This window comes from Loigolactobacillus iwatensis (assembly GCF_003950295.1).
Lineage (GTDB): Bacteria > Bacillota > Bacilli > Lactobacillales > Lactobacillaceae > Loigolactobacillus > Loigolactobacillus iwatensis.
Map to the genome: position 1 here is coordinate 1 of NZ_RHNP01000074.1, position 3,216 is coordinate 3,216.

The 3,216-nt window shown below is 49.6% G+C and carries 2 rRNA genes; both read left to right on the forward strand.

Annotation, left to right across the window (positions count from 1 at the left end):
• Positions 1–132 precede the first annotated feature (132 nt).
• Positions 133–3,058: ribosomal RNA gene (locus tag EKM98_RS11870) — 23S ribosomal RNA — on the forward strand.
• Positions 3,059–3,145: 87 nt separating this feature from the next.
• Positions 3,146–3,216 (forward strand): 5S ribosomal RNA (gene rrf, locus EKM98_RS11875); the annotation flags it as partial.

Below are 3,216 nucleotides of genomic sequence, written 5' to 3' on the forward strand. Positions count from 1 at the left end.
CTTTGTACTTTGAAAACTGGATATTCTATTTTCTTTGTTTAAAAACCGAGAACACTGCGTTTTAAATGAGTTTTTTAAGAAAGTTTTTTTAATCGCTAAAACTCAAAACCACAATACCGTAGGTATTGAATAGGTTAAGTTAACAAGGGCGCACGGTGGATGCCTTGGCACTAGGAGCCGATGAAGGACGGTACTAACACCGATATGCTTCGGGGAGCTGTACGTAAGCTTTGATCCGGAGATTTCCGAATGGGGGAACCCAGCCAGCTTAGTCGCTGGTTACTAAGTTGTGAATACATAGCAGCTTAGAGGTAAACGTGGGGAACTGAAACATCTCAGTACCCGCAGGAACAGAAAGAAAAATCGATTCCCTAAGTAGCGGCGAGCGAACGGGGAACAGCCCAAACCATTGAGCTTGCTCAGTGGGGTTGTAGGACTGAACATTAGAGTTACCAAAGTTAGTGGTAGTCGAAGCAGTTGGAACGCTGCGTCAAAGAGGGTGAAAATCCCGTAGATCAAACTGCTAACCCTCTGTTCAGGATCCTGAGTACGGCGGAACACGTGAAATTCCGTCGGAATCTGGGAGGACCATCTCCCAAGGCTAAATACTACCTAGTGACCGATAGTGGACCAGTACCGTGAGGGAAAGGTGAAAAGAACCCCGGAAGGGGAGTGAAACAGTTCCTGAAACCGTGTGCCTACAAGTAGTCAGAGTCCGTTAATGGATGATGGCGTGCCTTTTGTAGAATGAACCGGCGAGTTACGTTTGCTTGCGAGGTTAAAGTGAAAAACTGGAGCCGTAGCGAAAGCGAGTCTGAAATGGGCGCTTTAGTAAGTAGACGTAGACCCGAAACCAGGTGACCTACCCATGTCCAGGTTGAAGGTGTGGTAAAACACACTGGAGGACCGAACTCGTGTATGTTGAAAAATGCTGAGATGAGGTGTGGGTAGCGGTGAAATTCCAAACGAACTTGGAGATAGCTGGTTCTCTCCGAAATAGCTTTAGGGCTAGCCTCGGAGTTAAGCATCATGGAGGTAGAGCCACTGTTTGGACTAGGGGCCCGTCTTGGGTTACTGAATTCAGATAAACTCCGAATGCCATTGATGTTCTATCCGGGAGTCAGACTATGAGTGATAAGATCCGTAGTCGAAAGGGAAACAGCCCAGACCACCAGTTAAGGTCCCTAAATTTATGTTAAGTGGAAAAGGATGTGGGGTTGCATAGACAACTAGGATGTTGGCTCAGAAGCAGCCACCATTTAAAGAGTGCGTAATAGCTCACTAGTCGAGTGACCCTGCGCCGAAAATGTACCGGGGCTAAACATAATACCGAAACTGTGGATGATCACGTTAGTGATCGTGGTAGGAGAGCGTTCTAAGGGCGTTGAAGGTCGATCGTAAGGACGACTGGAGCGCTTAGAAGTGAGAATGCCGGTATGAGTAGCGAAAGATCAGTGAGAATCTGATCCACCGAATGACTAAGGTTTCCTGGGGAAGGCTCGTCCTCCCAGGGTTAGTCGGGACCTAAGCTGAGGCCGCGAGGCGTAAGCGATGGATAACAGGTTGAGATTCCTGTACTAGTTTATTTTGTTTGAACGATGGAGGGACGCAGGAGGCTAAGGAATACGCACGATTGGAAATGTGCGTCCAAGCAACAAGTCTTAGTTTGAGTTAAAGGCTTGAACTTTTACGGACAAGTTGTGATGGGGAGTGAAATTTAAGTAACGAAGTTCCTGATGTCACACTGCCAAGAAAAGCTTCTAGTGAGAAATAAACTACCCGTACCGCAAACCGACACAGGTAGTCGAGGAGAGAATCCTCAGGTGAGCGAGAGAACTCTCGTTAAGGAACTCGGCAAAATAACCCCGTAACTTCGGAAGAAGGGGTGCTGATCTAACGATCAGCCGCAGTGAATAGGCCCAGGCGACTGTTTATCAAAAACACAGGTCTCTGCTAAATCGTAAGATGACGTATAGGGGCTGACGCCTGCCCGGTGCTGGAAGGTTAAGTGGATGAGTTAGCGCTTCGGCGCGAAGCCCAAAAATGAAGCCCCAGTAAACGGCGGCCGTAACTATAACGGTCCTAAGGTAGCGAAATTCCTTGTCGGGTAAGTTCCGACCCGCACGAAAGGCGTAACGATCTGGGCACTGTCTCGACGAGAGACTCGGTGAAATTATATTACCCGTGAAGATGCGGGTTACCCGCGACAGGACGGAAAGACCCCATGGAGCTTTACTGTAGCTTGATATTGAGTGTTTGTACAGCTTGTACAGGATAGGTAGGAGCCGTTGAAGCCGGAACGCTAGTTTCGGTGGAGGCATTGGTGGGATACTACCCTTGCTGTATGACCACTCTAACCCGCGCCACTAAGCGTGGCGGGAGACAGTGTCAGGTGGGCAGTTTGACTGGGGCGGTCGCCTCCTAAAGAGTAACGGAGGCGCCCAAAGGTTCCCTCAGAATGGTTGGAAATCATTCATAGCGTGTAAAGGCATAAGGGAGCTTGACTGCGAGACTAACAAGTCGAGCAGGGACGAAAGTCGGGCTTAGTGATCCGGTGGTTCCGTATGGAAGGGCCATCGCTCAACGGATAAAAGCTACCCTGGGGATAACAGGCTTATCTCCCCCAAGAGTCCACATCGACGGGGAGGTTTGGCACCTCGATGTCGGCTCATCGCATCCTGGGGCTGTAGTTGGTCCCAAGGGTTGGGCTGTTCGCCCATTAAAGCGGTACGCGAGCTGGGTTCAGAACGTCGTGAGACAGTTCGGTCCCTATCCGTCGCGGGCGTAGGAAATTTGAGCGGAGCTGTTCCTAGTACGAGAGGACCGGAATGGACATACCGCTGGTGTACCAGTTGTGCCGCCAGGTGCAGCGCTGGGTAGCTATGTATGGCCGGGATAAACGCTGAAAGCATCTAAGTGTGAAGCCCCCCGCAAGATTAGATTTCCCATTCCTTTATGGAAGTAAGACCCCTGAGAGATGATCAGGTAGATAGGTTGGAAGTGGAAGTGCCGTGAGGCATGGAGCGGACCAATACTAATCGGTCGAGGACTTAACCAAGTCGGAAACAAGTGTTTCCGCGTAGTGTTCAAAGTTCAAAGAAAATAGAAGGTCCAGTTTTGAGAGCACAAAGTTCTCAGATAGTGGTGTGGTGACAATGGCAGGAAGGATACACCTGTTCCCATGTCGAACACAGAAGTTAAGCTTCTTAGCGCCGA